Genomic DNA, 25,304 nt, shown 5'->3' on the forward strand with positions numbered 1-25,304 from the left:
CGACCATTGAAGGGGCAGACAGTGCGCGCCTACATGCTAGACATCAGGCAACAAAGGTGGGGGGCTTTTCATGGATACGGTTGACGCGATACCCGAACAGGCGCTGGCGTGGCACCAGTCCGGCGAAGGGGCCGTTCTGGCGACGGTGGTGCAGACATGGGGCTCTGCCCCCCGTCGCGTGGGCAGCCAGTTGGCGATTTCTGGCACTGGCCAGATCGTGGGATCGGTCTCTGGTGGCTGTGTCGAGGGCGCGGTGATTGTCGAGGCGCTGGAGGCGTTGGAAACCGGAGAGCTGCGCGAGTTGGAGTTTGGTGTTTCCGACGACGATGCGTTTGCCGTGGGTCTGGCCTGTGGCGGCACCATCCGGGTGCTGGTGGAACCTGTGGGCGCGGTGATGCCCGAACTGCTGTTGCAGGATTTGGTAGCGGCGCGGGCGGCGCGCACGCCGGTGGCCTATGTGGTGGATCTGGACCGCAGCGACCGCTGGCTGGATCACACCGGGTTTCAGGATCGGTTCCGCATGGATCGCTCTGGCTTTGAACCGGACAGCCGCGTGTTTGTCGGCATCCACAACCCGCCCTTGCGGCTGGTGGTGGTGGGGGCCGTGCATATCGCCCAAGCCCTGCTGCCGATGGCGCGGATCGCGGGTTATGATCCGGCGGTGATCGACCCGCGTGAGGCCTTTGCCTCTGCAGCGCGGTTTCCGGACACGCAATTGCTGCACGATTGGCCGGATGAGGCGGTCGAAAAGCTGGGTCTGGACACGCGCACTGCGCTGGTGCTGCTGACCCATGATCCCAAGCTGGACGATCCGGCGCTGGAAAAGGCGCTGCGGTCGGGGTGTTTCTATATCGGCGCGCTGGGGTCGACGCGGACCCATGCGAAACGGGCCACGCGGTTGAGCGAGGCGGGATTTACCAAAGCTGAAATCGGGCGCATCCATGCGCCGATTGGGTTGGACATCGGGGCCGCCAGCCCGGCAGAGATCGCGGTGTCGGTGATCGCCCAGATGACTCAGGTGCTGCGACAGGGCGACAGGCGATGAAATTTGGCACCCTTTCGCTGGATCACGCCGAGGGCGCGGTGCTTGCGCATTCCGTTGCCTTGGACAAGGGGCGGCTGCGCAAGGGCCGCGTTCTGAGCGCCGAGGATGTGGAGACCCTGCGCGGTGTCGGGCTGAGCGAGGTGATCGCCGCCCGGCTAGAGGCGGGTGATCTGGGCGAGGATGTTGCCGCCGCGCGGTTGGCGCAGGCGCTTGTGCCCGATCCAGAACGGGCGGGCCTGCGGATTGGCAAGGCCGCCACGGGTCGGGTGAACCTGCACGCCGAGGCCCCCGGCGTGATCGAAGTTTTGGCAGACCGTATCCACGCGCTGAACGCGCTGCATCCGATGATCACCGTGGCGACCGTGCGCGAATGGCAGCGGGTGGCGGCGGGCAGCATGGTGGCGACGGTCAAGATTATCTCTTATGCGGTGCCAGAGGCGGCGCTGGAGGCGGCCTGTCTTGCGGCGCAATCGGCGCTGCGGCTGCGGCCTGTGGTTTGTCGGACCGCGCAACTGATCCAGACCACGGTGGACGGCAAGGACAACGGCGACAAGGGGCAGGCGGTGACGCAGGACCGGCTGGACCGGCTGGGCGTCACCCTTGGCCCGCAACAGGTGGTGCCGCACCGGGCAGAGCCGCTGGCCAAGGCCATCGGCGAAACGCAGGCGGATATCGTGTTGATCCTGACCGGCTCTGCCACCTCTGATCTGTTTGATGTCGCGCCCGAAGCCGTGCGGCAGGCGGGTGGCAGCGTGACCCATTTCGGGATGCCGGTCGATCCAGGCAATCTGTTGTTTTTTGGCACGCTTCAGGGCCGTCCGGTGATCGGTCTGCCGGGGTGTGCGCGTGCGCCTGCGTTGAACGGCGCCGATTTTGTGCTGGAACGGCTGCTGTGCGGCGTGCCGGTCACGTCGCAGGACATCGCGGGTATGGGCGTGGGCGGCCTGCTCAAGGAAATCCCGGCGCGTGGGCGATTGCGCGAGGCGTAGGCGGATCAGGCGGGCGCGTCGGCGATCAAGTCGATCAGGGCAGAGCGGCCGCTGTGGCCTGCGCCCTCGTCCAGATCCTTTTCGTAGCTGTCGAGCCGCAGTATGGTCAGATCCGGGAACGCATCACGCAACAGCGTTTCGGTATACATAAAATCCGGGTTGCCCGGACCGCCGGTGCCATAGTCCACCTGCTTCGGCGCATAACCGTGCAACATCAGCCGTCCGCCGGGGGCCACGGCACGGCGTATGCTGTCAAAGACGGTTGCGCGCTCTGCCGGGTTGAGAAACTGGATGAAGACAGCAACGACGAGGTCATAGGGGGCTGCGTCCCACGGCCAATCCTCGATGGTCGAGACCGTGAACTTTGGTGTGACGCCGGCACCTTTGGCCAGTTTTGCGGCCTTGGCGATGGCATTGGGCGACAGATCAAAGGCCGTCACGTCGCAGCCTTGCTGCGCCAGCCAGACGCTGTTGCGTCCTTCGCCGTCCGCGACACAGAGCGTGCGCGCGCCATGTGGAATCAGGCCGGCATGGGCGGTCAGAAAACCTGAAGGTGCGGTGCCAAAGACATAGGTGTCTGTCGCGTAACGCTGATCCCAAGTCATCGAAGGGGCCCATCCCAAGCTGTTCGGAAAAGAAAAAGCCCGCCTGAACCGGCGGGCTTGGACTGGATCACTGCAAGGATCGCAGACAAGGTCACTTGGCCGACGGGCCAATCATCATGACCATCTGGCGGCCTTCCATTCTTGGCATGTTCTCGACCTTGCCTATTTCCTTGACGTCCTCGGCGACGCGTTCCAGCAGCTCACGGCCCAGATTCTGGTGAGCCATCTCGCGGCCACGGAACCGCAGGGTGATCTTCACCTTGTCGCCATTTTCGAGGAATTTGAAGACGTTGCGCATCTTGACCCCGTAGTCATGGATATCCGTATTGGGACGGAATTTCACTTCCTTGACTTCGATGATCTTCTGTTTCTTGCGCGCTTCGGCCTCGCGTTTCTGGGTTTCATACTTGAACTTGCCGAAGTCCATGATCTTGCAGACCGGCGGCGCGGCGTTTGGAGAAATCTCCACAAGATCGAGTCCGGCCTGTTCGGCCATCTCCATCGCGCGTGCGGGTGTGACAACGCCGACGTTTTCGCCTTCGGCGCCGATCAGACGGATTTCAGGGGCCCGGATGCGATCATTGACGCGGGGGCCTGTGTCGCGCGTTGGCGGCGCGTTGTGCGGTCTGCGGGCTATTGGAATGCTCCATTTGCGGTTTTTTCAAGTCGGCAAGGTAAACTTGCCTTCATAGGCTTTCAAGCGGCAAATCTGTGCTTGTGCGTGCTCATTCAAGTGTTTCCCCCTTGCGAACACCGTTTACCGGGCGCAAACCCAGTGCAGGAGGCCCCGCGCAGCATCGCATGGGGCGAAATGCGATGGAGGTTCCCATGCGAAACCTGATCCTCGTGATCGTGGCGGCCGCGGCCGCAGTGGGCGGTTATTTGTGGTATACGGGCCAAACGCCCGAAGAGGCGGCCCCGGTCGCAAGCGAAACAGTGGACAAGGCCAAGGACGCGGTCAAGGACGCTGCTGAAACCACAACCGATGTGGCCAAAGACGCGGTCGATGCAACAGTCGACGCGGCTAAGGATGCCGGTGAGACGGCCGTTGATGCTGCCAAGGACGCTGTCGACACCACGGTTGATGCGGCCAAGGCCGCAGCGGACGCAACCGTCGACGCGGCAGAAACCGCGCTGGCGGATGCTGCCAAGGATGTGGCCGAGGGGCAAGCCAAACTGGGCGATGCGCTGTCTGACGTCGTCGACGCGACGGTGGACACTGCAAAGGATGCGGTCGATGCGACTGTGGACACGGCAAAAGATGCCATGGATGGCACCGTGGATGCCGCCAAGGACGCAACGGACGCGGTGGACACCGCTTTGACCGCAGATCCTGCTGCTGATGTTGCCGATGCGGTGGACCCGGTGGTTGAGCCGGTGGAAACCGCAGAGCCGGTTCTGGAGCCCTCCGAGGCAGCCGATCCCGTGGTCGAGCCTGTTGAGACAGCTGAACCTGCGGCGGCCCCTGTTGAAGCTGTGGAACCTGCGGCTGAGCCGATTGAGACAGCCGAGCCTGCGGCAGAACCTGTCGAGACCGCTGAGCCTGCGGCGGAGCCTGTCGAGACCGCTGAGCCTGTGGCGGAGCCGGTTGAGACAGCTGAACCTGCCGCTGAGCCAGTTGAGACGGCTGAACCTGCCGTCGCGCCTGCGGATGCCGCCGAGCCGGAGATCGAAGAGCTGTTGACGGTTGAGGGCTTCGATTACGACAAAGTTGCCGAGTACATCGACGATTCCGAACTCAACACGATTGCCAAGACCGGCGCCAAGGCGCTGCTGGAGCAGGCCAAGAATAACCCTGACGCGTTGCAGGGTATTCTAGACAGCCTGAAAGAGACGCTGGGCCTCTGATCCCACGTCACCTAGACAAGAAAGAAAGCCCCCGCCGGATCGGCGGGGGCTTTTTCATGCCGCGTGGGCACGGCGCATATGGATGAGGTCGTTCAGTCGAGGAAGGCTTTTTCGACGACGTAATGCTGGGGATCGGAATTGGCCCCTTCGACAAGGCCATAACCTTCGAGCATCTCTTTCAATTCCAGATTAAAGGCGAGGTTGCCGCAGATCATGGCGCGATCCGTCTCGGGTGTCAGGACCGGCACGCCCAGATCCGAGAACGCCTCACCAGAGCGCATCAGGTCGGTGATGCGGCCCAACTTGGGGCTCTCTTCGCGGGTGGTGGTGGGGTAGTATTTGATCTTGTTCCAGAACCCGTCACCGATCACTTCGGACAGCAGCTCGTCGGTCTTCAGCGATTCAATGATGTCACGGCCATAAGTCAGCTCACCAACCTCGCGGCAGGTGTGGGTGATGATGATTTCATCGTAATCCTCATAGGTTTGCGGCTCGCGCAGCAGCGACGAGAACGGCGCAAAGCCGGTGCCGGTGGCGAACAGCCACAGCCGCTTTCCCGGCAACAGCGCGTCATGTACCAGCGTGCCAACGGGTTTGGGACGTAGGATGATCTGATCGCCCACCGCGATATGTTGCAGGCGCGAGGTCAGCGGGCCGTCGGGCACCTTGATCGAGTAGAACTCCAACTCCTCATCCCAAGACGGCGAGGCGATGGAATAGGCGCGCAAAAGCGGTTTTTGCTTGCCGGTCTTTGGGTCGGGGTCTCCCATCAGGCCAATCATGACAAACTCACCCGAGCGAAAGCGCAGGGACGCAGGCCGGGTGCAGCGGAAGGAAAACAGCCGGTCGGTGTAATGTTTGACCTGCGTCACGGTCTGGGTATCCGGAACGGCAAGTTTGCGGGGGGCTGGGGTTTCGGCGGCAGTGGCTTCGGTCACGGGCGTCATCTCTGTCATAGGGTCCTTTGCCGGTTGGTTTAACCGACACCTCATATCTAGCTTTGATCTGTGTCAGGTGAAACGCGGCCCTTGAGCGCGGGCGGAGGCAGCACCCGGTTGGGCACTGCCTGCTTTATCGGGCGCGTGAAAGGGGTCAGGCGGTGCCGCGCACGCGGGCCTGATAGTCATGCGCTTGCCAGTCGGCGCGAAAGATCCATTGATCCTGCGGCTGGCGTTCTGCCAGTGCCTCGTCAATCTCGATCTCGTCGAAACCTGCGCGGCGCGCCATGGCGTATTGGTCGGCGATCACATGGCCTCGTGCCCGCAACTGGCCCTTGTAGCCGCGCAGCCGCAGCAGGCGGGCCAGAGTGAATCCACGCCCGTCCGCAAAGCTGGGAAAGTCGATGCGGATCATCCGGGTGGTCTGGTTGAACTCCAGCGTGGCCGGGTCGGTGTCAGACGGCAGGTCCAGCGCGATGGGCGCGTCAAAACCTTCGGTCCAGTCTTCGGCGTGAAAGCCGGTGTCGCGCACGATGACGCTCATGCCTGTTCTCCTTGCTTGGTGCCGTTTGGAACGGTGTTTCTGACGGGGCGTCCATTGACGAAATGGATGCCGCATTCTTCCTTGGCCTGCCCGCGCCAGCGGCCTGAGCGGGGATCTTCACCCGGGGCCACCTTGGAGGTGCAGGGTTGGCACCCGATCGACGGATACCCCTGCGCCACCAGCGGATGCCGGGGCAGGCGGTTTTCTTCCATGTAGGCGCGCACGTCCTCTGGGGTCCAATGGGCCAGCGGATTCAGTTTGATCCGGCCGGTGTCTTCTTCGACCTCAAAGAAATTGAGCGCCGCGCGGGTGCCGGACTGATAGCGTTTGCGCCCAGTGATCCAGCCGTCATAGCCGTCCAGCGCCGCGTTCAGCGGTTCGGTCTTGCGCAGCGCGCAGCAGGCATCGGTGTCCGACAGGCGCAGCGCGCCGTAGGGGTCGCGGCTGTCCAGCGTGGCACGGTCGGCCTTGATGATGCGCAGGTTCTCCAGCCGCAGCCGTTCGGCCACCTCCTGCTGGTAGGTCAGCGTTTCCGCAAACAGCAGGCGCGTGTCGATGAACAGGACCGGGGTCTTGCGGTCGACCATCGCCACGAGGTGCAACAGCGCCACCGATTCCGCCCCGAAGGACGACACCATCGCCAGTTCACCCGCGTCCGGGTCGCGCAGCGCGCCCTCCAGCACCGAGGTTGCGCTGTGATGGCGATAGCGTGCGTTCAGGCTGTCGACGCGGTTTCGCAGTTCTGAATGGTTCAGATCACGCGGCATTGGCCTTACGCTCCTGCGGACCGTAGAGCGCCTCCTTGAACGGGTCCATGCCAAGGCGCCTGAACGCCTGAAGAAAGGTCTCTTCTGGGGCCTCGCGGTGGGTCAGGTAGGCGTCGACGATACGCTCGATGGCTGGCACGATTTCCTCGGCCGGAAAGCCGGGGCCGGTGCGCTGGCCAAGGGCCGCGGTTTCGGTGTGATCGCCGCCCAGCGTGATCTGGTAGTTTTCGATGCCCGCACGATCCAGACCCAGAATACCGATATGGCCGACGTGGTGGTGGCCGCAGGCGTTGATGCAGCCCGAGATCTTGATCTTGAGATCGCCGATTTCGTGCTCATTCTTCAGGTCGTCAAAGCGGGTGGCGATTTCCTGTGCGATCGGGATCGAGCGGGCAGTGGCCAGCGCGCAGTAGTCCATGCCGGGGCAGGCGATGATATCGCTGATCTTGCCGATGTTCGCCGTCGCCAATCCGTGCGCCTTCAGCCGGGCGTGGATTTCGGGCAGGTCGTCGCGGTGGACGTGTGGCAGGATGACGTTCTGCTCATGGCTGATGCGCAGTTCATCGTGGCCGAATTCCTCGGCGATGTCGGCCATGACACGCATCTGTTCGGCACTGGCGTCGCCCGGCGTTTCGCCGTGCGCCTTGAGGCTGATTTGGACGATGACATGGCCCGCGGCGCGGTGCTCGGCCAGGTTGGTATCGGCCCACGACCGAAAGATGGGGTCAGAGTTGTAAGTGCGCTCAAAGGCCGAAACAGGGCGTTTAGCGAACGATGGCGCGGCAAACTGGGCTTTTATGGCATCATAAAGGGCCAAATCGGCACCATTGAAGGCGGCTTTGGTCTCGGCAAAGCGGTCCTGAACAAGACGGCGGATTTCGTCGATGCCGTGTTCATGCACGGTGATCTTGATGCGCGCCTTGTACTTGTTGTCACGACGGCCCAGCAGGTTCCAAACGGACACGGTCGCCTCGACAAAGGGCAACAGGTCGGCCTGCGGCACGAAGTCCGCCAACACCTTGCCAATCATCGGCGTGCGGCCAAGGCCACCACCGACCAGCACCTGATAGCCGATTTCACCGTCCCGTTCGACGATGCGGATGCCGATGTCATGCGCGGCGGTCACGGCGCGGTCGTTTGGGCTGCCTGTGACTGCGATCTTGAACTTGCGCGGCAGGAACTGAAACTCCGGGTGGTCGGTGGACCATTGGCGCAGCAGTTCCGACACTGGGCGCGGATCGGCGATCTCATCCGCTGCCGCCCCGGCAAAGTGATCGGCGGTCACATTGCGGATGGTGTTGCCAGAGGTTTGGATGGCGTGCATCTGCACCTCTGCCAGCGCGTCCAACATATCCGGCACGTCGCCCAGTTCGGGCCAGTTGTACTGAATATTCTGGCGCGTGGTGAAGTGGCCATACCCCTTGTCCCAGCGTTCCGCGATATAGGCCAATTGGCGCATCTGACCGCTGTTGAGCGTGCCATAGGGAATGGCGACGCGCAGCATGTAGGCATGAAGTTGCAGGTAAAGTCCATTCATCAGGCGCAGTGGTTTGAACTCATCCTCGGTCAAAGAACCGTCGATGCGGCGTTCTACCTGCGCGCGGAACTGGCGGTTGCGCTCTGCCACAAAGGCGGCGTCGAAGTCGGAATAGCTATACATGGTCGTCTCCTTGGCGCGGCGGACGCGCGTGGGGTCGGAAAGGGATCAGAGCTCGGCCTGTTTGCCGTGCGCATAGTTGGATGGGCCTTTGCGGCGGAACGCCTCGCGGAAATGCGTGGGTTCTGGCCCGTCGGCACCGGCTTTCATATCGGCGAGGTAGACGCCGACCACCTCGGCGTGCCGGGCGCTGGCCTCGACAAGGCGCAATTGGGCGTGGGCCTCATCGGTCATCAGTTCCGCCTCGCGCAGGTCGGGGCTCCACCGATCATCCTCGGTCAGATAGACGACGTCGCCAGCGAGGAGGGCATTTGCGGTGACGACTTTGGGAGTGAAGCTACGGGCCATGGGAAAGCCTCCTGATCGAATGTTGTCGCGGGCAGGCCATCGCGGGGGGCGAGGCCGAAAAGCATGAGGGCAGGGCCGTTGAGATCGGCCTCACCCAGATCATTGGATAGGCGGTCGAGCGTGGTGCCCAACACCCGCTGGTCGGGGCGTGAGGCGTTTTCGACCACGGTGACGGGCGTGTCGGGGGCGGCACCGTGCATCAGCAGGCGGCCTTGCAGGAAATGCGCTGCGCGCTTGGCCATGTAGATCGCGGCGACTTCACCGGGGCGTGCAAGGCTGCGCCAGTCGTGATCGGCAAAGCCCTGCATATCGTGGCCGGTGAGGATGCGTGCGCTGGCGTTGCGGCCACGTTTGGTCAACGACTGGCCAATGCTGGCAACGGCGGCAGAGGCGGCGGTGATGCCGGGGACGACGTCATAGGACAGTCCCGCCTCCAGCACGGCCTCGACCTCTTCGTCCAGACGGCCAAAGACGGTGCAATCGCCGCCTTTGAGGCGAACCACTTGCGCACCTTCCAACCCATGTTGAACGACAAGTGCGTTGATGTCTTCCTGTTTGGCGGAGGGGCCAAAGCCGGTCTTGCCGACGTCGATCATGGTCGCCTCGCGGCGGGCCAGTTCAAGGATCGGCTGCGGCACAAGGCGGTCGTGGATCACCACGTCGGCGGCGTCCAGCGCCTTGCGCGCCTTGAGCGTCAGCAGGTCCGGATCGCCGGGACCAGCCCCGACAAAGGAGATATGGCCGGGCCGTTCGGGGCGCGTCAGGTGGCGGGCCAGCAGATCATCCAGTGCCCGATCGACGGCCTCTGTGCCCTGCGTGATCGCGCGGGGGCCTGCGTTGAAATAATAGTCCTGCCAGAAATCACGGCGCGCACGGCCAAAGGGCAGCGCCTCGGCCATCTTGCGGAACCCTTTGCCGATGCGGGCTAGGGTGCCCAGCGTTGCGGGCAGGCGTTCCTCAAGGTCGGCCTTGATGGCGCGCGCCAGCACGGGGGCTGCACCCTCTGTGCCGATGGCAATGGTCACGGGGTCGCGGTCGACAATGGCGGGGGTGATGAACTGACTATCTTCGAGGTTGTCAACGATATTGACCAGTGCGCCGTCGGCGCGGGCCAGCGCGGCTGTGCGGCCGTCTTCGGCGTCGTCCTCATTGGCGGCATAGAACAGCGCGGCACACTGCGCGTCGCCCGGTTCCAGTGCCCGCGGCACCAGAGTCAGCGCGCCTTCGGCGGCCCAGGTCAGGATCTGGTGGTCCGCCTCGGCCGCAAAGACAAAGATTACCGCCTGAGTCTTGAGCAGCAGGCGCAGTTTGGCCAACGCCGCCGCGCCGCCACCGGACACAACCACCCGCCGCCCGGCGAGATCGAGGAAGATCGGAAAGTGCTGCACGAAAGATCTCCTTGCTTCTGTGCTTATATATAGGAAATTGTCCCGGCATTTGGCTATGGGGCTGGCGAACTAAGGAAATATGTTCTAATTTTCGCGGTGTGCGGGGCGTTTGTCCCATGATGAGCCACAGGAGAGAACAGCCGTGAAGATCGACGCCACCGACCGGAAAATCCTTGCGGAACTGCAGCGCGATGCCGGGCAGTCCTTGGACGAGATCGCCAAGAAGGTGGGGTCCTCCAAGACCCCGGTCTGGAACCGGATTCGCAAACTGCGTGAGGGCGGCGTGCTGGGTCAGCAGACCGTGGTTCTGGATGCCGAAAAGCTGGGGTTTGAGGCGTGCTTCTTTGTCCTGATCCGCACGTCTGAGCATGAGGCAGAGTGGCAGGCAAAATTCCTCAAGGCTTTGAGGGAACGGCCAGAAGTGCAAGAAGCGCACCGTCTGGCGGGCGACATCGACTATATCCTGAAGGTGCGGGTCAAGAACGCGCGCGCCTATGATGCCTTTTACCAGGCGCTGATTTCAGAGGTGAAGGTGCACAATGTCACCGCACTGTTGTCGATGGAAGAGATCAAGGCGACGACGGCTTTGCCCCTTTGATCGGGGCTAGGCGGTGTTGACCTCAAGGCTTCGGAGCCCGTGGAAGTGATAGAGGTTGGCGAAGCGCGGCGGCGTGGTCAGGCGCATGTCTGGCAGGCGTCCGAACAGGATCGGCAGGGCAATTTGCAGTTCCAGCCGGGCCAGCGGCGCGCCGACGCAGAAATGTAGTCCCGCGCCGAAACTGGTGTTGGCACTGAGGGGGCGCGCAGGGTCGAGCCGGTCGGGGTCAGTCCAGACCAAAGGGTCACGATTGGCCGCTGCCAGCATCAACGCCACTTGATCGCCGCGCTGAAAGGTGTGGTCGAAAACCTCTACCGTTTCATAGGTATAGCGCGTGAACATGTGCAGCGGCGGGTCAAAGCGCAAGATTTCCTCGACCACCGGCTCTGCATTGTCGGGGGTGATTGACGTCCCGGTCTCAAGCAGGGCTTTGATGCCGTTGCCCATGGTGTGCACCGTCGCCTCATGACCGGCGTTCAGCAGCAGGATGCAGGTGGTGATTAGCTCCTCCGTCGAAAGTTTCTCACCCGCTTCTTCGGCGGCGATCAGATGGGTGATGAGATCATCGGCCGGGTGTTTGCGACGGGTTTCGATGTAGTCGGCCAGAAAGGCAGAAAACTCTTGCGCGGCCTGTGCTGCGGCCTCTTCGATGGCCCGGTCGCGGCGGGCCTGATAGATAGAGACCATGGCGTTGGACCATGCCAGCAGTTGATCGGCGTGGGCCTCGGGTACACCCAGCAGGCGGCAGATGACAATCACCGGCAGCGGCGCGCAAAAGGCGGGCAGCAGGTCGACGGGCCCGTCAGGAAAGCGGTCGATCAGGTCGTGCGACAGTAGCGCGATCTCGGGCGCCAGTTCTTTGATCCGGCGCGAGGTGAAGGCGCGCAGCACCAGCCCACGCAGCCGGGTGTGGCGCGGCGGTTCCAGTTCCAGCATGGAATGCGCCTCGACCGCGTAGAACGGGATCAGATGCGGTGCGATGTCCGGCGCCATCTCAGGCGGGATCTCGCGGCCAAAGCGGCGATCGCGCAGCAGCGCACTGACCGCCCGGTGCGATACCGCGCAAGGCATTGCGTACTCTTGCCAATAAGCCAGATCACCGCCCGCGCGCATCGTCTCGTAGAACGGATAGGGGTTCTGGACGAACCGCGGTGCGGTCGGGTCTTGGGAAAATGCCATCATGGAGAGATGCTTGGCGCGTCTTGTCCGCCATGGCAAGGGGGCGCTATGACTGGCTTCCATGAAGGACAGAGCGTCAACACGGATCCTGATCGTCGGCTGCTTTCTGGCCGCTGTCGCTGTGCTGGGCTGGGTGGTTTGGGCGACCAGCCACGCCGAGGCCCTACGTCAGGTTCACGCGCGGGGTCAGTCGGACCTTGCATTGGCGGCAGACCGGCTGATGACGGGGTTGCAACGGTATCGGTCGCTGGCGGTGACGCTGGTGGACCACCCGATTCTGAGCGCTCTGCATCGTGGCGGATCGCGGGCGGATGCCGAGGCGCTGTTGCTGCGCAATGCCGACAGATCCGGTGCCTTGACTGCGCTCTATGCCGACCGCGAGGGGCGGGTGCTGGCGGCGGCTCATGGTGAGACCCCCGATGACCTGATGGCCCAACCATGGTTCCTGCGCGCAGTAAACGGGGCGTTGGGGGCCGATCATGGCATCGGTCCGCGCCTTGGCAGGCGGTCCTATATCTACGCCGCGCCGCATTTCGGCGCAAATGGCCGGGTTCAGGGGGTGCTGGTGCTGGCGGTGGATATTGAGGCGCTGGAACGGGAATGGAGCGGGTCACGCCCGGCGGTGTTCTTTACCGATGAGCTCAATCAGGTTTTTGTCACCAACCGGTCGGAACTGCTGTTCTGGCAACGCACGCCAGACGCGCTGATCGGACCGGGCGGCAAATTGGCGCCTTTGGAGGTGCGACATGTGGCCGGGTTCGAAATCTGGGAAGTGGCGCTCAGTGCCTATGTGCCGCGCCGCGCGCTGCATCTGACACAGGAATTGCCGGTCATCGGCCTGACCGGAGAGGCGTTGATGGATGTCGCCCCGGCGCGTCGGCTGGCGTGGCTCCAGACCATGGCCGTGACAGTGCTGTGTCTGTTCTTTGGCTCGTTGCTGTTTCTGGCGACAGAGCGGCGGCGCACCCTCAGCATCGCCAACGCGCGACTGGAGGGGCGGGTTCGGGCGCGCACGCAGGATCTGGAACAGGCCAACAGCGCGCTGCGCCGCGAAGTGGCCGAACGCGAAGAGGCCGAGGCAGCGCTGCGCCGCGCGCAGGCGGAACTGGTCGAGGCGGGCAAGCTGAGCGCCCTTGGCCAGATGTCTGCCGGCATCAGCCATGAGCTGAACCAGCCGCTGATGGCGATCGGACAGTTCGCCGAGAACGGTACGGCCTTTCTGGACAAGGGACGCCCGGACAAGGCGCGCGCCAACCTTGACCGGATCGCGGGGCTGGCGGCGCGGGCGGCGCGGATCATCAAGAACCTGCGCGCCTTTGCCCGCAATGAGGCCGAACCGATGGGCAAGGTCGATGTGGTGGCCGTTTTGACCTCGGCTGTGGAACTGACAGAGGCGCGGTTGCAAAATGATGGCGTAGCTCTAGCGTGGCAACCCTCGGACTGGCCCGGCCCGGTTTGGGTCAACGGCGGAGAGGTGCGATTGGGGCAGGTCTTTGTCAATCTGATCAATAATGCCGCCGACGCGATGGCCGGGCAGGTGGATAAGGCGATCTGGATTTCGCTGGTTCTGGGCGATCGGCTAGAGGTACGGATGCAGGACAGCGGACCGGGCATCGCCGACCCCGACAAAGTGTTCGAGCCGTTCTATTCCACCAAACAGGTGGGCGAGGGGATGGGGCTGGGTCTGTCGATTTCGTACGGATTGATCGAGAGTTTTGGCGGGCGCATTCGCGGCACCAATACGGACAAGGGCGCACTGTTTTCGGTGGAGTTGGACTATTGGCAGGAAGAAATGGCGGCATGATGAACAATGCCCTTCGTCCCGACCCGTTGCCCGGACGCCTGATGGATATGAGGCAACTATGGCGGTAACACGGGTTCTGCTGGTGGATGACGACGCGGCGGTGCGTGAGGCGCTGGGGCAGACGCTGGAATTGGCAGATTTTGACGCGCTGACGGCGGGCTCATTTGTCGAGGCCAAGGATCACATCGGCCCCGCGTTCGACGGGATCATTGTCTCTGATATCCGGATGCCGGGGCGCGACGGCTTTCACTTGCTGGAATATGCGCGCGGACAGGATCCCGACCTGCCGGTGATCCTGCTGACCGGCGAAGGGGATATTCCCATGGCCGTGCGCGCGGTGTCGCAAGGGGCCTTTGATTTTCTGGAAAAGCCATGCAGCCCCGCGGACTTCACCGCGGTGGTGGAGCGCGCGTTGCGGACCCGGTCGCTGGTGTTGGAAAACCGCCGCCTGAAACAAGAGCTGGAAACCGGCGACCCGGCGGCGCGGCTGATCTTTGGTGTCTCGCCGCTGGCAGAACGGTTGCGCGCCCGGGTCCGTATGGCGGCGCGGGCCGGGACAGAGGCCTTGGTCACGGGGCCGCCGGGGTCGGGGATTTCCAAGGTTGCAGAGGTCATTCACCTGTCTTCGCCTCGCGCCAAAGGCCCGTTCGAGAAACGCGCCGCCGCCGGTCTGGACCGGGATGAATTGCAGACGCTTTGGCACCGTTGCGCCGGCGGAACCCTGTTTCTGGACGGCATTGGTAGCCTCAGTCAGGACACCCAACTGGCGCTGATCGACCTGATGGAACTTGGCGGTGCGGTGCTGATCGGTGGCAGTTCACTGGACCTTGCCGCCGCTGCTGAAGGCGGCGACATGTCAAGCGACCTCTACTATCGGCTGGAGGTCTGCCATGTCCGCATCCCGACATTGGCAGAACGCCCGGAGGATATTCCGGTACTGTTCCGACACTATGTCGCTCAGGCTGCCGAGCAAGCGGGACTGATCCCACCGGAAGTGACCGAAGAAGTGATTGCTGGGATCTTGGCACAAGACTGGCCGGGTAACGCACGCGCATTGATGAGCGCGGCCATGCGGTTTGTGCTGGGGTTGGGGGACGTGGCGGTGTCCGACAATAACCTGGGGCTGAACGAACGGCTGGCGCAGGTGGAAAAATCTCTGTTGATCGAGGCGTTGCGCAAGGCCGATGGACAAGCGCGTCTTGCGGCAGCGGCGCTGAAGTTGCCGCGCAAGACCTTTTACGACAAGCTGGCCAAATACGGGCTGAAGCCCGAAACCTATCGCGGCTGAAACCGTCCCGTCGTGTGTCATTTGATTGTGCGCAGATCGCGCAGTCAGGCAGACGTGTCGATCTTTCCGCAAGGGTCAATAGATCGTCAAATCCGGTCGAATCGGTCAGGTGGGTCGATCATGCCAACGTCTGCCAACGGCATGGGGAGATTCGGCACCCGGACGGAAATTGTGCGGATTTCCGCACTGGGAGCCGAGAAACCTGTGCGGAGAATCACACTGCCGCAGGTTCCCGACACTGGTTGTCGGAACCGTTCGACCAGCAACGCTCTGAAATAAAATACTAAAAACCGAAGTCGGCCCGACTTCACGACTCACACTTGCTATGATTCGCGCCTAACGGCTTTGATACGGGCATTCGGTGCCCGAGGAGGGGTTCCGCAACACGTCCAACATGTATCTGGGAGGATACTCATGAAAAAGTTTCTGATGACCGCCGTGGCGGCTGCCGCATTGATGTCTGGCGCTGCCACCACCGCACAGGCCGCCTGTGACGAAGGTGAGCTTGTCATCAAGTTCAGCCATGTCACCAACACCGACCGTCACCCCAAAGGCATCGCCGCGACCCTGTTGATGGAACGCGTCAATGCCGAGATGGACGGCAAGGCCTGCATGGAAGTGTTCCCGAACTCGACGCTGTATAACGACGATCAGGTGCTTGAGGCGATGCTGCAAGGCGACGTCCAACTGGCCGCGCCGTCGCTGTCGAAGTTCGAGCAGTTCACCAAGCAGTTCCGCATTTTTGACCTGCCGTTCATGTTCAAGAACATCGACGCAGTCGACGCGTTCCAGAACTCTGACACTGGTCAGGCGATGAAGGAATCGATGGTTCGTCGCGGTCTGCTGGGGCTGGCATTCTGGCACAATGGCGTGACGCAGATTTCCGCCAACAAGCCGCTGATGTCGCCTGCCGACGCCAAGGGCCTGAAATTCCGGGTTCAGCCTTCGGACGTGCTGAAGGCCAACATGGAAGCCTTGGGTGCAAGCCCGCAGCCGATGGCCTTTTCCGAAGTGTACGGCGCGCTGCAAACCGGCGTTGTGGACGGTCAGGAAAACACATGGTCCAACATCTATGGCCAGAAGTTCTTTGAGGTTCAGGACGGCATCACCGAAACCAACCACGGTGTGATCGACTATCTGGTCGTGACCAATGTGGACTGGTGGGAAGGTCTGGACGCGGACGTCCGTGACCAATTGTCGACCATCATCGCCGAGGTGACAGAGGCACGCAACTCTGAGTCCTTCAAGGTCAACCAAGAAGCCAAAGAGGCGATCATCGCCGCAGGTGGCGTGGTCCGCGAACTGAATGCCGAACAGCGTCAGGCCTGGGTCGACGCGATGAAGCCGGTCTGGGAGCAGTTTGTCCAGGATGTGGGTCAGGACAACATCGACGCGGCACAGGCGATCAACGAAAGCATGTAACAGGCCGGAATGCCTGTGACCCGGCCCCTGTGAACGGATAGGGGCCGGGTTTTTTGTATCCGCAAACGGGACGACGAGGGGGGACCATGTCAGCTCACAATCCACCGAACGGGATGTTCGGGCGTTTCATCGATGAACTGGAAGAGACGGTGATAGCGCTCATTCTGGGTGCCATGACGATCATCACCTTCATCAACGTGGTCCTGCGCTATGGCGTGAACAGCAGGTTCGGGCGCTGGATCGAGGACTCGTTGGGCGTGGATCTGCCCGGCGGTCTGATCTGGGGGCTGGAGGCGACGTCTTTCCTGTTTGCCTGGCTGGTGCTGTTCGGGGTCAGCTATGCAGTCAAGAAGACCGCCAATCTGGGGGTCGATGCGGTTCTGAACCTCGTGTCTGCGCCCGTCCGCAAGACCCTGACCCTGATCGCGGCGGCCGTCTGCATTGCATATGCTTTCCTGCTGCTTAAGGGCGCGTGGGACTACTGGGCGAACTTTATCAACCTGCCACAGACGACCGGGCGCTGGTTTCCGACTGGATTTGAGGAAATGAAGCGCACCTCCTATCGCAGCTGGTACGAGGTCGTCGACATTCGGATGCCAGAGTGGCTGCGGTTCATTGAGCCGTGGGTCAATGAAGGCGAAGCCTATGAAAAAATCCCGCGCTTTATTCCCTATTTCATCCTGCCTTTTGGCGCGGCCTTGCTGTTGCTGCGGTTCGTTCAGGCGACGGTGCGCGTCTGGCGCGGCCATGAAGACAGCTTGATCGTCAGCCACGAAGCCGAAGACGCGGTCGAAGACGTCGCGCATCTGAACAAGGACTGATCCCATGGATGTTGTCATTCTCTTCGCCATGGTGATCGGCCTGATGCTGATCGGCGTGCCGATTGCTGTCTCGCTCGGGTTTTCCTCGATCGTCTTTCTGCTGGTGCTCAGCGACACCTCGTTGGCCTCGATCGCGCAGACCTTCTTTCAGGCAATGGCGGGGCACTATACGCTGCTGGCGATCCCGTTCTTTGTCTTGGCCTCATCGTTTATGTCGACGGGCGGCGTGGCGCAGCGGATCATCCGCTTTTCCATCGCCTGTGTCGGGCACCTGCCGGGGGGCCTTGCCATTGCGGGCGTCTTTGCCTGCATGTTGTTCGCCGCGCTGTCTGGGTCGTCGCCGGCAACTGTTGTGGCTATTGGCTCCATCGTGATCGCCGGGATGCGGCAGGTGGGGTACTCCAAGGACTTCGCCGCCGGTGTCATCGCCAACGCGGGCACACTGGGCATCCTGATCCCGCCGTCCATCGTGATGGTGGTTTATGCCTCGGCCACCGATGTATCGGTTGGCCGGATGTTCATGGCCGGGGTCATTCCGGGGCTGATGGCGGGCACCATGCTGATGGCGACGATCTACATCATCGCCCGCGTCCGCAGCCTGCCGAAGGGCGAATGGAAAGGCTGGGGAGAGGTGGCCGAGTCCGGCGGCGATGCGCTCTGGGGTCTGTTGCTGATCGTGATCATCCTTGGCGGCATCTATGGTGGTATCTTTACCCCCACAGAGGCGGCGGCGGTTGCGGCGGTTTACGCCTTTATCATCGCCACCTTTGTCTATCGCGACATGGGGCCGCTGGCGAACAAGGAGGGCGGGCCGAACACGCCTTTGATGCGCAAGCCTATCGCGCTGGTGACTGCGTTTTTCCACAAGGACACCAAGGACACGCTGTTCGAGGCGGGCAAGCTGACGGTGACGCTGATGTTCATCATCGCGAACGCGCTGATCCTCAAGCATGTGCTGACCGATGAGCAGATCCCGCAGAAGATTGCGGGGGCGATGCTGGACGCGGGCTTTGGTCCGATCATGTTTCTTGTGATCGTCAACGTGATCCTGCTGATCGGCGGCCAGTTCATGGAGCCGTCGGGCCTGCTGGTGATCGTGGCGCCGCTGGTGTTTCCGATCGCGCTGCAACTGGGCATCGATCCGATCCATCTGGGCATCATCATGGTGGTGAACATGGAGATCGGGATGATCACGCCGCCTGTGGGTCTGAACCTTTTCGTGACCTCGGGTGTGGCGGGCATGCCGATGATGCGGGTGGTGCGGGCGGCGCTGCCGTTCCTGGCGGTGCTGTTCGTCTTCCTGATCATGGTGACATATATTCCGATCATCTCGACGGTGCTGCCGGACGCGGTGATGGGGCCGCAGATCAATTGTGAGGGCGCGCCGCCGACGAACCAGTTGGAAGCAGCGTTCTGTGAGGCGCGATCGAAGTGAAAAAAAGGGCCGGGAGACCGGCCCTTTTTTCATGTGTCCACGCGTGGACAGGTTTTGGGGTATGGAAGATCAAGGGGTTACAGCGACGGTTTTACCTTGGGTTAAGGTTTGACCGGGGCGTTGGGGGGAGCGTCCGGTGGGTTAATTTTGGGGTGTGGCGGTTTAATGGGTGCGGTGAGTGCCGGGCTGAAGCCCGGCCTACGGGGTGTTGAGAGCGGCGAGTTTTTCTTTGAGACGGGTTTTAAGTTTGGTGGCGGTGCCGAAGTCGTAGGGCATGTGTTCGGGATCATAGACCTCCAGCGCGGCGGTGACATGATCCAGTGCGGCGCGCAGGTGGGGCAAAGGATCCGTGCATGTGTCGTGCTCAGCCTGCGCATCTTCCGTCGAGGCAAGGTTGTACTGTGTTTCGGCCCAATAAACGGGATGTACGTCGCGGACACGGACCTCGAGTGTTGCTCTGTAGGCGGTGACCGCCTGCGCCAGCAGCGCTGCGCCTTCGGGGCCGTCAGTGCGGATGCCCTGGGTTGCGAGCGAATTGGCGAGGTTGCTCTGCGCGCCGGCCCAATCCACCGGATGTACATCGCGGGTATACACCTCCAATGCAGCGCGAAATGCCATAACCGCCTGTGCCAGCCTTGTGGCGTCTTCCATGCGTGTGGCCTGAACTTCGAGGGTAACGCCAAAGTTGTTTTGCGTCATCGCCCACTGGACGGGGTGCTTTTCGATTGTGCGCACTTCGAGGGCGGCGCGATAGGCGGAGACCGCCTGCTCGAGCAGCGCCATGCTTTCGGGGCCTTCGGCCCGACTGCTCTGGTTTCGGAGGGCTGAGGCGAGGTTGTTTTGTGTCATTGCCCATTGTTCGGGATGTTTTTCGCGGGTGCGGACCTCCAGCGCGGAGCGATAGGCGCTGACCGCCTGCTCCAAAAGCGCCGCGCCCTTGGGGCCGTCTGTGCGGGTGCCTTGGTTTCGGAGCGCTGATCCTAGGTTTGAAAGCGCTTTGCCGCGAAGGATTTCACTGCCTTCCCGTCCCGCGATATGGGCGCATTTTTCCCAGAACTCTACCGCGATCCGCAGCCCGTCGCCACCGTAGCGCAGCCCTTGGTAGTAAAACTTCGCGCCATATTTCAAGCGACGGCGGGCGGGTTCCAGTGGGTCGACGATGGCAAAGCTGTCGGCGGCGTCGAGGAGCAGCGCGCGGGCAAAATCAACACGTTGTCGCAGCAGGGCGGCGTCGGCGCGGATTTCTGCGGCCTTGGCGGCCTCGTCCTTGGCGATTTCCTGCACGCGGGACAGGAGGGTTTCGACCTCATCCAGATCGCCGCTGTCAAAGGCGGCCATGGCCGAGGTCTTGAGGTTTGACAGCGCCTTTACGCCCTCGTCGATGGCGTCGACCTCGGCCCGCAGGGCGCGGTAGTCTTGAGCCGTATTGGTGAGGAATTCGATCAGCGCGCCGTCGCTGGCCTCATAGGGTTTGTCCAGTTCAAACCGGCTGGCAAGGGTTTCGAGTTGCGCGCGGGTGAGGGTTTGCAGGTCTGACAGGGCCTGTTCGAGAGAGCCTTTTTCGGTGCGGAGAGTCAGAAGCTCGTCGTCGGTGACGGACTTGGCGTCGGTGGCTTGGGCCTTGAGCGCCCCGATGGTTTTCGAGGTGATTCCAAGAAAGTCACAGATCGGGCGATAGACCTTGGCCTGCGGTCGGGCGACCTTGCCCGTCTCATAGTCGCCGATTCTGCGGACGTAGTTTTCGTCGTCAAAGACCTCTTGGGCGAGGGCGAGTTGTGTCAGCCGCTGCGCTTCGCGCGCTTCGAGGATTTCGGCCCCCAGAAGTTCCCCAAAAGAAGCCATTCGTCCTCAATCGTCCCGTTCCGTCCCCGGACCGACGTCACGGTCGGCGGCGCAATTGCCGCATCTTTAGGGTGTCTTCGGACAAACCTTAGCAACCGGCTGGCCAGCCCTCAAAGACTTAATGGAGAGCGATATGGAAATGGTGATCGGATTGGCGCGGCGGTTGGTGGATATGATCTCGTGCCATCATGCGATGTATCTGGTGTTGGCGGCGGTCTATGCGGCGGCGGAGATGCAGTTGTGCGACAAGGCACTGGTGAGCGAGGTGGCGATGTTTGTGTATTTCACGCTGGCGGTGCGGTCCGGGCATTGAGGACGCTGGGAAAGCGGCGCTCGGAGGAGCGCCGTTTCTTGGTTGAAGGGCCGGGTTTGCCGGGGGTGCCGGGCTGAAGCCCGGCCTACGGGGGGCCAGCGGCGGCTCTATGCCTCCATCGGGGCGTTGTTCAGGGCCTCGATGATGGGGCCGAAGTCTGTGGCTTTGAGGGAGGCTCCGCCGACCAGTGCGCCGTCCACGTTGGGGACGGCAAAGATCTCGACCGCATTGGATGGTTTGACCGAGCCGCCATAGAGGATGCGGGTGGAGCGGCCCACGCCTGCGCCAAAGCGGCGTTCCAGACGGGCGCGGATAAAGCCGTGGACCTCGGCGATCTGGTCAAGCGTTGGCACCTTGCCGGTGCCGATGGCCCAGACCGGCTCATAGGCCACCACAAGGCGGTGGGCGGTGGCGCCGTCGGGGATCGACCCGGCAAGCTGTCCGCCGATGATGTCCAGCGTGTTGGCGTGCTCGCGCTGCTCCAGCGTTTCACCAACGCAGACAACGGCTGTCAGACCGGCTTCCCAAGCGGCGCGGGTCTTGTCGCGGACCTGGGCGTCGGATTCACCATGGTCGGCGCGGCGCTCTGAGTGGCCGAGGATCACATAGCTGGCCCCGGCATCGGCAAGCTGGGCGGCGGAGAGGTCGCCGGTGTGCGCGCCCGAGGCGGCGGTGTGGCAGTCCTGCCCGCCGATGGCGATGTCCGGGGTCGTGTCGGCGGCAAGGGCAATCAAAGTGGCGGGCGGACAGATCAACACCTCTGCCGCGCCATCGGCGGCAGTGGCCATTGCGGACAGTTCCGTCAAAGACGCCTTTGTCCCGTTCATTTTCCAGTTGCCTGCGGCCAGTTTGCGTCGCATCTGCGTCTCCCTGTTTTGCTGTTCAGTGTCACCGGGCAGGGCGCGGCGTCAAGCCCGCTTGCGGCGCGCGCGACGACGTGACAAGCCGGGGCGGCACAGGTGCAGGACAGGCGCGCGGCGGGCGCAGGAGGAGTGTGCGGATGATCCCCAGACTGGATGCGCGCAAGATTGCGGTGCGGGATGACGAAACGCTGGCGGCGTTGCGGCAGGGCGCGGAAGAGAGCGGCTTTTTGACCGTGCGGAACACGGCGATCACACCTGCCCGGATGCGACTTGTGCTGGCGGCTTATGGCGCGTTTTTCGACCTGCCAGAGGCGGAAAAGCGTGTGGTGGACATGGCGGCGACGGGGTCGAACCGGGGCTGGGGCGCGCCGCAGAGCGAGCGGGTCGATCCAAACGCCAACCCCGATTACAAGCAGGTGTTCGATTGCGGGTTCGAAGTGCCGGGGTCGGATTTGTCGGTCTACGCGCCGAACCTGTGGCCGGCACGCCCTGAGGGGTTCCACGAGGTGATCGCGGCCTACTATCGCGATGCCCTGGGCGTGGCGATGGATCTGTTGCGCGGAATTGCCGAGGCGATTGGCGAGGAGCGCGGGTTCTTTGACGACAAGTTCGCACAACCCATGGCGCTGTTGCGCGGGAATTACTATCCGCCGCGTCCTGACTGGGCCGGGGAGATGGATTTCGGCATCGCGGCGCATACGGATTATGGCTGTCTGACGCTGCTGGGAACGGACGGGGTGCCGGGGCTGGAGGTGCTGACGCCGGACGGCAAGTGGGTGGCGGTTGCGGCGCAGCCCGGCGAGTTTATCATCAACTTTGGTGAGATGCTGGAGATCTGGACAAAGGGTCGGGTCAAGGCGACGCCGCACCGGGTGCGCGGCTCTGCGCAGGAGCGGATTTCGGTGCCGCTGTTTTTCAACCCGGGGTTTGAGACCAATGTGGCGCCGATGGGATCGGGCGAAGTTGTGCGGGCCGGGGATCATCTGTCGCGGCGGTTCAATGAGACCTATCTGCATTTGAACAAAGGGTAGGGCGGCGTCAGGCGCACAAGGCGCGACTTGCGGCGGGTTGTTTGTTTCGGGACTTTCAAGGCCGCGCGGGACAGGTCAGAGGTGGCGCAGCGCTTCGCGGGCAAGGGCGACCGCCTCTTCGGGATCGTCGAGGGCCGTGCCGGGCAGGGTCCAGTAGGGCATGGCCCCGCTTTTCCCGGTCTTGCGGGTATAGGTCCAGCGGGTGCAGCCCATGGATTCGAGCCGGTCGATGAAAGGGCCGGCCCCCTTGAGAAGAATGCCGCCATCAGAGTGCAGAATCGCAAAGATGGTGCCCTCATGATAAAGGCAGAGGCCGCCCATCATCTTGCGGGTGGTGATGTTCCCCAAGCCCGAAAAGAGATCCTTTGCAAAGGCAATCTCTTCGGGCGAGACGCTCACCCCTGAGCGTCCTGTCCGGCGGTCAGCTCTTCGACATCCTTGAACTTGATCGACTCGCCGCAACCGCAGGCGTCCGTCACGTTCGGGTTGCGGAACTTGAACGCGGATTCCAACAGCGCGGTTTCATAGTCGATTTCCGTGCCGAACAGGAACATCTGCGCCATGGGCGCGATCAGCACCCGCGCGCCGTCCTGTTCGACGACCTCGTCGTTGGTCTCTGCCGCATCGACATAGTCCATGGTGTATTCCATGCCCGCGCAGCCGCCCTTTTTGATGCCGATCTTGAGCCCGAAGCGATTGTCACGCTCCATCAGCTTGCGGATCTGGCGCACGGCGGCGGGGGTGATGGTCACTGGGGATTGGCCGGGAATGCCGAACATCGGATACTCCTATTCTGACTGCAAACCTAGGGTATGCGGTGGCCCAGAACAAGGGCCTGACCCAAGGCCGGAACGCAGGCCGGAACACGAATTGGTCAGGCGGCGGCGGATTTTGGCGGGTTGGGATCGACGGGTGGGGCCACATCGGGAAAGATGGCGACGCGGTCCTCTTTCTCGATCCGGGCGAGATGCGCGATCAGAGCCTCGCGCGCAAGGCAGGCGGTGTCCCATGAACTGTTGGGGTCGCGGCACGGCACCATGAACCAGACGTCGATGCCATAGGCGTCCTGTCCGGTGACGCGCACGGCGGATTTGTCGAGGTCGTCAAGATCGGCCTGATCAAGTGTATCGAGCACCTCTTCGAAACAGGCGCGCAGGCGGTCGATGTCGACCTCTGGCGCCAGTTTGAATTTCAGCACGCGCAGCATCTCCGGCTCTTTGAGCGTCCAGTTTTCAAAGGTGGTGGAGGCGAATTCGCTGACGGGAACCACAAGGCGGGTCCCGTCCCAGTCGCGCAGTTGCACATAGGTGAAGTTGATCCGTTCGACGTGGCACAGTGCATCGCGGTAGACGACGCGGTCACCGATGCGGGCGGATTGGTTGAGGGCAATCTGGAGCGAGGCCAGAATATTGGTCAGGATGGTGCGCGCGGCATAGCCAAGGATCAGAGTCAGCGCGCCCGCCGAGGCCAGCAGCGAAAACCCGTAGGTGCGAAACAGATTGGCCGAGGCCAGCACGATGCCAAAGCCGAACAGAAAGACGATGATCACAAGGATGCGGCGCACGGCGGCGATGCGGGTGGCACGGGTGCGGGCCTCATCGAATTGCTGGCGGGTCAGGTCCATTTCGTCAAAGCCGGTGATCTGGTCGAGGATGACCTCGACCACATTGACGATCAGCATCAAGGCGGCGGTGACGAAGCAGGCGGCGATCAGCGGTGTCAGGACGGTGTTCAGACGGCCGGAAAAGACAAAGACGGTCTGAGTCCCGATGGCCAGCACAAGGGCCACGGCGGCCAGCACCATCGGCGTGCGCGCCGCGCGAAAGGCGGCGGTGGTGATGCGGCGGGTGGCGTGACGCCCCACGCGGCGCAGGGTAACGGCGGTGCCCTGACCGGCCAGTGCCGCCAACAGCGCCAGCAGCGGCAGGCCAAACACCTCCCACCACATCAGCCGCCAGAAGGCGTGTTCGCGCAGTGAGTCGGGCAGCAGCCGTTCATAGTGCGAGGGGCCATAAGCCTCATAAAGCGCGGGGATCTTTTGCACGGTCTGGCGTGAGATCACCCAGACCGGATCGCTGTCCGCCGGTTTGATCCGGTCAAGGCGGATCGCAACCGGGATGCCGTCCAGTTCGATCTCCCAGACCAGCAGCGACCGGCGTTTCATCCCGGCTGTTGCGGAACTGGAGGTCTGGCGGGCGTTCAGTGCATCAGGTCGGTCAAGGATCTGGCCCCAGTCCAGCACGGCGCGGCGTTCGATCACCGTCACCAGTTCGCGGGCCAGACGCGGGCCGCTGGCGGGCTGTTCCTGCGGGTCTAGGTCTGACAGGTCCAGCAGGTGCGCGCGCGACAGCGCCTCGGGATCGGTGCGGGCGCTGCGCAGGAGCGATTCCATTGTGGCGCGGGGGGTACTGCGATCCAGCCACTCGGGGGCTGCCGCCAAGCCGGGGTTGAGAGCGTCGACCTCAAACCACGGGTCGTCGGATTGTGCAGACGCAAGGGTTGCTGGCAGGAGCAGCCACAGAGACAAAAAGAGGGATAAGAGACCCTGCGACAAAAGGTGTGACACTGACAGCGTCACA

The 25,304-nt window shown here is 62.8% G+C and carries 25 protein-coding genes; 11 read left to right on the plus strand and 14 right to left on the minus strand.

From position 1 onward, the window contains the following. The first annotated feature begins 70 nt into the window (after window positions 1-70). Together ANTHELSMS3_RS16025 and ANTHELSMS3_RS16030 are read left to right on the plus strand one after the other, a co-directional pair. Window positions 71-1,045, plus strand: a complete 975-nt coding sequence (locus ANTHELSMS3_RS16025; protein ID WP_094035747.1) for an XdhC family protein — start codon at window positions 71-73, stop codon at window positions 1,043-1,045. Continuing rightward, on the plus strand, window positions 1,042-2,034 hold the full coding sequence (locus tag ANTHELSMS3_RS16030; RefSeq protein WP_094035748.1) for a molybdopterin-binding protein: 993 nt from the start codon (window positions 1,042-1,044) through the stop codon (window positions 2,032-2,034). The genes ANTHELSMS3_RS16025 and ANTHELSMS3_RS16030 overlap by 4 nt, the downstream gene beginning before the upstream one ends. Window positions 2,035-2,039: 5 nt before the next feature. Here the strand turns inward: ANTHELSMS3_RS16030 and ANTHELSMS3_RS16035 are convergent, their stop codons facing one another. Together ANTHELSMS3_RS16035 and infC are read right to left on the minus strand one after the other, a co-directional pair. Continuing rightward, a complete protein-coding gene (locus ANTHELSMS3_RS16035; RefSeq protein WP_094035749.1) occupies window positions 2,040-2,639 on the minus strand; it encodes a class I SAM-dependent methyltransferase in 600 nt (199 codons plus the stop codon). A gap of 91 nt (window positions 2,640-2,730) precedes the next feature. Next, window positions 2,731-3,282 carry a translation initiation factor IF-3 gene (infC, locus tag ANTHELSMS3_RS16040; protein WP_439098677.1) on the minus strand — a complete coding sequence of 184 codons (552 nt, stop codon included), beginning with the start codon at window positions 3,280-3,282 and terminating at the stop codon, window positions 2,731-2,733. 185 nt (window positions 3,283-3,467) lie between these two features. Between infC and ANTHELSMS3_RS16045 the strand changes: the two genes are divergently transcribed. Beyond that, window positions 3,468-4,487, plus strand: a complete 1,020-nt coding sequence (locus ANTHELSMS3_RS16045) for a hypothetical protein (protein WP_157733538.1) — start codon at window positions 3,468-3,470, stop codon at window positions 4,485-4,487. A gap of 92 nt (window positions 4,488-4,579) precedes the next feature. Here the strand turns inward: ANTHELSMS3_RS16045 and ANTHELSMS3_RS16050 are convergent, their stop codons facing one another. The 6 genes from ANTHELSMS3_RS16050 to cysG all read right to left on the minus strand — a co-directional run bounded on the left by ANTHELSMS3_RS16050 (window position 4,580) and on the right by cysG (window position 10,129). Next, complete coding sequence (locus ANTHELSMS3_RS16050; RefSeq protein ID WP_094035752.1) at window positions 4,580-5,443, minus strand: ferredoxin--NADP reductase; 864 nt, start codon at window positions 5,441-5,443, stop codon at window positions 4,580-4,582. A gap of 136 nt (window positions 5,444-5,579) precedes the next feature. Continuing rightward, complete coding sequence (locus tag ANTHELSMS3_RS16055; protein ID WP_094035753.1) at window positions 5,580-5,969, minus strand: DUF934 domain-containing protein; 390 nt, start codon at window positions 5,967-5,969, stop codon at window positions 5,580-5,582. Then, window positions 5,966-6,736: a phosphoadenylyl-sulfate reductase gene (locus ANTHELSMS3_RS16060; RefSeq protein WP_198319824.1), complete on the minus strand. Its 771-nt coding sequence runs from the start codon at window positions 6,734-6,736 to the stop codon at window positions 5,966-5,968. Before ANTHELSMS3_RS16060 ends, ANTHELSMS3_RS16055 begins: the two co-directional genes overlap by 4 nt. Further along, window positions 6,726-8,396 carry a nitrite/sulfite reductase gene (locus ANTHELSMS3_RS16065; RefSeq protein ID WP_094035754.1) on the minus strand — a complete coding sequence of 557 codons (1,671 nt, stop codon included), beginning with the start codon at window positions 8,394-8,396 and terminating at the stop codon, window positions 6,726-6,728. The genes ANTHELSMS3_RS16060 and ANTHELSMS3_RS16065 overlap by 11 nt, the downstream gene beginning before the upstream one ends. Before the next feature lie 45 nt (window positions 8,397-8,441). Beyond that, complete coding sequence (locus ANTHELSMS3_RS16070; RefSeq protein ID WP_094035755.1) at window positions 8,442-8,741, minus strand: DUF2849 domain-containing protein; 300 nt, start codon at window positions 8,739-8,741, stop codon at window positions 8,442-8,444. Beyond that, window positions 8,672-10,129 (minus strand): siroheme synthase CysG, encoded by a 1,458-nt coding sequence (gene cysG / locus ANTHELSMS3_RS16075; protein ID WP_094035756.1) that lies wholly within the window; start codon window positions 10,127-10,129, stop codon window positions 8,672-8,674. Before cysG ends, ANTHELSMS3_RS16070 begins: the two co-directional genes overlap by 70 nt. 142 nt (window positions 10,130-10,271) lie before the next feature. Here cysG and ANTHELSMS3_RS16080 point away from each other — a divergent pair, with 142 nt between their 5' ends. Further along, window positions 10,272-10,727 (plus strand): Lrp/AsnC family transcriptional regulator, encoded by a 456-nt coding sequence (locus ANTHELSMS3_RS16080; protein WP_094035757.1) that lies wholly within the window; start codon window positions 10,272-10,274, stop codon window positions 10,725-10,727. Between the two features lie 6 nt (window positions 10,728-10,733). On the opposite strand, the gene ANTHELSMS3_RS16085 is transcribed toward ANTHELSMS3_RS16080, so the two are convergent. After that, on the minus strand, window positions 10,734-11,909 hold the full coding sequence (locus tag ANTHELSMS3_RS16085; RefSeq protein WP_094035758.1) for a cytochrome P450: 1,176 nt from the start codon (window positions 11,907-11,909) through the stop codon (window positions 10,734-10,736). 58 nt (window positions 11,910-11,967) lie between these two features. Here ANTHELSMS3_RS16085 and ANTHELSMS3_RS16090 point away from each other — a divergent pair, with 58 nt between their 5' ends. The 5 genes from ANTHELSMS3_RS16090 to ANTHELSMS3_RS16110 all read left to right on the plus strand — a co-directional run bounded on the left by ANTHELSMS3_RS16090 (window position 11,968) and on the right by ANTHELSMS3_RS16110 (window position 18,676). Then, window positions 11,968-13,710, plus strand: a complete 1,743-nt coding sequence (locus ANTHELSMS3_RS16090) for a sensor histidine kinase (RefSeq protein ID WP_094035759.1) — start codon at window positions 11,968-11,970, stop codon at window positions 13,708-13,710. A gap of 58 nt (window positions 13,711-13,768) precedes the next feature. Then, on the plus strand, window positions 13,769-14,998 hold the full coding sequence (locus tag ANTHELSMS3_RS16095; protein ID WP_094035760.1) for a sigma-54-dependent transcriptional regulator: 1,230 nt from the start codon (window positions 13,769-13,771) through the stop codon (window positions 14,996-14,998). Window positions 14,999-15,412: 414 nt separating this feature from the next. Further along, a complete protein-coding gene (locus ANTHELSMS3_RS16100) occupies window positions 15,413-16,420 on the plus strand; it encodes a DctP family TRAP transporter solute-binding subunit (RefSeq protein WP_094035761.1) in 1,008 nt (335 codons plus the stop codon). A gap of 86 nt (window positions 16,421-16,506) precedes the next feature. Further along, window positions 16,507-17,241, plus strand: coding sequence for a TRAP transporter small permease (locus ANTHELSMS3_RS16105; RefSeq protein WP_094035762.1), 735 nt, complete (start codon window positions 16,507-16,509; stop codon window positions 17,239-17,241). A 4-nt stretch (window positions 17,242-17,245) separates the two neighbouring features. Further along, entirely contained in the window at window positions 17,246-18,676 is a 1,431-nt protein-coding gene (locus ANTHELSMS3_RS16110; protein WP_094035763.1) for a TRAP transporter large permease, read from the plus strand. A 198-nt stretch (window positions 18,677-18,874) separates the two neighbouring features. Here ANTHELSMS3_RS16110 and ANTHELSMS3_RS16115 read toward each other — a convergent pair whose 3' ends face one another. Continuing rightward, complete coding sequence (locus tag ANTHELSMS3_RS16115) at window positions 18,875-20,518, minus strand: helix-turn-helix domain-containing protein (RefSeq protein ID WP_094035764.1); 1,644 nt, start codon at window positions 20,516-20,518, stop codon at window positions 18,875-18,877. A 133-nt stretch (window positions 20,519-20,651) separates the two neighbouring features. Here ANTHELSMS3_RS16115 and ANTHELSMS3_RS16120 point away from each other — a divergent pair, with 133 nt between their 5' ends. After that, window positions 20,652-20,831, plus strand: coding sequence for a hypothetical protein (locus ANTHELSMS3_RS16120; protein ID WP_157733539.1), 180 nt, complete (start codon window positions 20,652-20,654; stop codon window positions 20,829-20,831). 107 nt (window positions 20,832-20,938) lie between these two features. Here ANTHELSMS3_RS16120 and tpiA read toward each other — a convergent pair whose 3' ends face one another. Then, entirely contained in the window at window positions 20,939-21,691 is a 753-nt protein-coding gene (tpiA, locus tag ANTHELSMS3_RS16125) for a triose-phosphate isomerase (RefSeq protein ID WP_094035766.1), read from the minus strand. A 140-nt stretch (window positions 21,692-21,831) separates the two neighbouring features. On the opposite strand from tpiA, the gene ANTHELSMS3_RS16130 reads away from it, so the two are divergent. Then, on the plus strand, window positions 21,832-22,725 hold the full coding sequence (locus tag ANTHELSMS3_RS16130; protein WP_094035767.1) for an isopenicillin N synthase family dioxygenase: 894 nt from the start codon (window positions 21,832-21,834) through the stop codon (window positions 22,723-22,725). A gap of 75 nt (window positions 22,726-22,800) precedes the next feature. Here the strand turns inward: ANTHELSMS3_RS16130 and ANTHELSMS3_RS16135 are convergent, their stop codons facing one another. The 3 genes from ANTHELSMS3_RS16135 to ANTHELSMS3_RS16145 all read right to left on the minus strand — a co-directional run bounded on the left by ANTHELSMS3_RS16135 (window position 22,801) and on the right by ANTHELSMS3_RS16145 (window position 25,252). After that, window positions 22,801-23,124: a TfoX/Sxy family protein gene (locus tag ANTHELSMS3_RS16135; protein WP_094035768.1), complete on the minus strand. Its 324-nt coding sequence runs from the start codon at window positions 23,122-23,124 to the stop codon at window positions 22,801-22,803. Further along, window positions 23,121-23,504 (minus strand): HesB/IscA family protein, encoded by a 384-nt coding sequence (locus tag ANTHELSMS3_RS16140; RefSeq protein WP_094035769.1) that lies wholly within the window; start codon window positions 23,502-23,504, stop codon window positions 23,121-23,123. The genes ANTHELSMS3_RS16135 and ANTHELSMS3_RS16140 overlap by 4 nt, the downstream gene beginning before the upstream one ends. A 95-nt stretch (window positions 23,505-23,599) precedes the next feature. Next, window positions 23,600-25,252: a mechanosensitive ion channel family protein gene (locus ANTHELSMS3_RS16145; protein WP_254694758.1), complete on the minus strand. Its 1,653-nt coding sequence runs from the start codon at window positions 25,250-25,252 to the stop codon at window positions 23,600-23,602. Between the last annotated feature and the right edge of the window lie 52 nt (window positions 25,253-25,304).

It is taken from the genome of Antarctobacter heliothermus (assembly GCF_002237555.1).
Classification (GTDB): Bacteria; Pseudomonadota; Alphaproteobacteria; order Rhodobacterales; family Rhodobacteraceae; genus Antarctobacter; species Antarctobacter heliothermus_B.

What these genes read in the sequence shown, in the direction of transcription:
- ANTHELSMS3_RS16100 (WP_094035761.1), top strand. Translation starts at nt 15,413, where the DNA reads ATGAAAAAGTTTCTGATGACCGCCGTGGCGGCTGCCGCATTGATGTCT.
- ANTHELSMS3_RS16130 (WP_094035767.1), top strand. Translation starts at nt 21,832, where the DNA reads ATGATCCCCAGACTGGATGCGCGCAAGATTGCGGTGCGGGATGACGAA.
- ANTHELSMS3_RS16110 (WP_094035763.1), top strand. Translation starts at nt 17,246, where the DNA reads ATGGATGTTGTCATTCTCTTCGCCATGGTGATCGGCCTGATGCTGATC.
- ANTHELSMS3_RS16105 (WP_094035762.1), top strand. Translation starts at nt 16,507, where the DNA reads ATGTCAGCTCACAATCCACCGAACGGGATGTTCGGGCGTTTCATCGAT.
- ANTHELSMS3_RS16035 (WP_094035749.1), bottom strand. Translation starts at nt 2,639, where the DNA reads ATGACTTGGGATCAGCGTTACGCGACAGACACCTATGTCTTTGGCACC.
- ANTHELSMS3_RS16085 (WP_094035758.1), bottom strand. Translation starts at nt 11,909, where the DNA reads ATGATGGCATTTTCCCAAGACCCGACCGCACCGCGGTTCGTCCAGAAC.
- ANTHELSMS3_RS16065 (WP_094035754.1), bottom strand. Translation starts at nt 8,396, where the DNA reads ATGTATAGCTATTCCGACTTCGACGCCGCCTTTGTGGCAGAGCGCAAC.
- ANTHELSMS3_RS16115 (WP_094035764.1), bottom strand. Translation starts at nt 20,518, where the DNA reads ATGGCTTCTTTTGGGGAACTTCTGGGGGCCGAAATCCTCGAAGCGCGC.
- ANTHELSMS3_RS16095 (WP_094035760.1), top strand. Translation starts at nt 13,769, where the DNA reads ATGGCGGTAACACGGGTTCTGCTGGTGGATGACGACGCGGCGGTGCGT.
- ANTHELSMS3_RS16045 (WP_157733538.1), top strand. Translation starts at nt 3,468, where the DNA reads ATGCGAAACCTGATCCTCGTGATCGTGGCGGCCGCGGCCGCAGTGGGC.
- ANTHELSMS3_RS16120 (WP_157733539.1), top strand. Translation starts at nt 20,652, where the DNA reads ATGGAAATGGTGATCGGATTGGCGCGGCGGTTGGTGGATATGATCTCG.
- tpiA (WP_094035766.1), bottom strand. Translation starts at nt 21,691, where the DNA reads ATGCGACGCAAACTGGCCGCAGGCAACTGGAAAATGAACGGGACAAAG.
- ANTHELSMS3_RS16070 (WP_094035755.1), bottom strand. Translation starts at nt 8,741, where the DNA reads ATGGCCCGTAGCTTCACTCCCAAAGTCGTCACCGCAAATGCCCTCCTC.
- ANTHELSMS3_RS16055 (WP_094035753.1), bottom strand. Translation starts at nt 5,969, where the DNA reads ATGAGCGTCATCGTGCGCGACACCGGCTTTCACGCCGAAGACTGGACC.
- ANTHELSMS3_RS16050 (WP_094035752.1), bottom strand. Translation starts at nt 5,443, where the DNA reads ATGACAGAGATGACGCCCGTGACCGAAGCCACTGCCGCCGAAACCCCA.
- ANTHELSMS3_RS16025 (WP_094035747.1), top strand. Translation starts at nt 71, where the DNA reads ATGGATACGGTTGACGCGATACCCGAACAGGCGCTGGCGTGGCACCAG.
- ANTHELSMS3_RS16140 (WP_094035769.1), bottom strand. Translation starts at nt 23,504, where the DNA reads ATGTTCGGCATTCCCGGCCAATCCCCAGTGACCATCACCCCCGCCGCC.
- ANTHELSMS3_RS16060 (WP_198319824.1), bottom strand. Translation starts at nt 6,736, where the DNA reads ATGCCGCGTGATCTGAACCATTCAGAACTGCGAAACCGCGTCGACAGC.
- ANTHELSMS3_RS16030 (WP_094035748.1), top strand. Translation starts at nt 1,042, where the DNA reads ATGAAATTTGGCACCCTTTCGCTGGATCACGCCGAGGGCGCGGTGCTT.
- ANTHELSMS3_RS16090 (WP_094035759.1), top strand. Translation starts at nt 11,968, where the DNA reads ATGAAGGACAGAGCGTCAACACGGATCCTGATCGTCGGCTGCTTTCTG.